Source organism: Oleiphilus sp. HI0067 (assembly GCF_001635735.1).
In genome coordinates this window covers 1-884 of the sequence record NZ_LWFI01001294.1, presented here as the reverse complement: position 1 = coordinate 884, position 884 = coordinate 1, and the positions used below count along the sequence as shown (strand labels likewise).

The 884-nt window shown below is 45.0% G+C and carries 1 pseudogene; it reads right to left on the bottom strand.

Annotated features, from left to right (window positions below):
- Positions 1–739, bottom strand: a pseudogene (locus tag A3739_RS20050) (bifunctional aconitate hydratase 2/2-methylisocitrate dehydratase); the annotation flags it as partial.
- Positions 740–884: the final 145 nt, after the last annotated feature.

Below are 884 nucleotides of genomic sequence, written 5' to 3'. Positions count from 1 at the left end.
CAGACATACGTGAAGAACCAACACCCATCGTACCTTTTTCAGCGATAAGCATAACTTTCGCGTTCGGGTGCTTCTTACCAAGCTCAACGATTTCTTGTTGTGCTTCAGGCGTGATCATGCACTGGCCGTGAAGTTCGCGGTCAGCTCGTGAGTGTGATTGGTTACCTGGAGAAAGAAGGTCAGTAGAGATGTCGCCTTCTGCTGCGATGTAAGTAACAACGTCGATTTTTTCTGGGATATCGTCAAGCTTCGTGAAGAACTCTGCTTTTGCATAGCTTTCAAGAATATCTTTTGCGATTGCGTTGCCTACTTTGAACGCGTCTGCAAGACGTGTTGTGTCTGCATCGTACAAGAATACTTGTGACTTCAATACTTCAGCCGCTGCCGCTGCTTGCGCGTCGTCAGAAAGGGCGATGTCTAGAAGTGCTTCAACAGAAGGGCCGCCTTTCATGTGAGAAAGTTGCTCTAGCGCGAATTCTGGAGAAATTTCTGCAACTGTTTCATTGCTAAGCGCGATTTCTTTCAAGAAAGCTGCTTTTACGCCTGCCGCCGGAGTCGTACCAGGAAGCGTGTTGTAGATGAAGAAGTTTAGAGACGCTTCGCGTTCTGCATTGCCAGTGTCTTTGATTTGGGCAATGATCTCAGATAGCAATTCTGCGCTATCGATTGGTTTTGGGTGTAAGCCTAGGTCCTTCTTACGAACCTCGATCTCTTCTAAGTATTCTGAATATAAGCTCATACGAATCTCTCTCTGAAAGTTTTATTGATTGACCAGCAATCAATATTTTAAGACTAAATGGATCGGCGTCTTTTCGATGCTTCAACAGATGAAACGAGTCGCCTTGAGTAATCCTCATTATTTTAAGTTGTGTGACTGAAGAGAA